Annotated in this window: 1 pseudogene; it reads right to left on the reverse strand. The window is 41.0% G+C overall.

The features are described 5' to 3' along the window. Positions 1-366 (reverse strand): annotated as a pseudogene (gene betI / locus CIK04_RS28720) (transcriptional regulator BetI); the annotation flags it as partial. Positions 367-914: the final 548 nt, after the last annotated feature.

Raw genomic sequence — 914 nt, forward strand, 5'->3', positions numbered from 1 at the left:
AACGCTTCGTCATGCATGGAATAAGACCAAAACGCCAACCATGTTTTGATCACCTTGCTTTCAGTATTGAAAGCCAACGAAATTAGCATCCAATATCGCGTTGATTCTCTGCATATGCGCCTGCTTCGGTAGTGAATTCAAGCGTTTTGTTGCATCACAAGATAGCTGCCTCAAAATATCGCGCATCGTTTCTTCAAGCAGTCCATGCTTACCACCAAAGTAGTGGTTGATGATGCCACTAGAGACACCAGCCTCTTGGCTAATCAAAGAAACACTGGCTCCGTGCAAGCCCACACGGTCAATGACAGTCATGGTCGCACTCACTAATTGTGGCCTGCGAATCTTTGGCATTCCTACCTTGGRCATCCGTGCTTCCTTTTTTATTTGAACGATTAGTTAAATTAAAATGGCACAAAAATAATTAGATACTCAAACATATAAAGCCATTTTTACCGTCGATCATAAAGCTCAATCACCCAACAAAACCCATACACAACTCAACACATCGAACGCCACTCGCGCACAAAAACCAAACAAAAATGAAATTTCTAACGCATTGTTTTAAAGGAAAGTAGTCTAAACCTAGTAACAAAACACGATAATTAACACCCGATTCCACCAATTAACCTCCATTTATTAACAAATAAAAAATTAAAATAAATTTGCTTAGACATCGAATCATTTAACGTTTTAGAATTGCCCTCTCTTAACTGAGTGAGAGATGGAGTATTGGATGGTGGGCGAAAGCAGTTCTGTGCATTCTGCTTTTCGTTATTCACACTCCAAACCGCTATTCGCACAACATACCTAAAAGTGGAGCCGTCCTTCTATGCGAGTTTTATTCATGTTTATGATGCTAATCAGCATCAACTTGCCCGCACAGGCCGAGCAGCAAACGTATTCCGACAGCGAGT

The sequence above is a fragment of the Vibrio sp. 03_296 genome, from assembly GCF_002265885.1.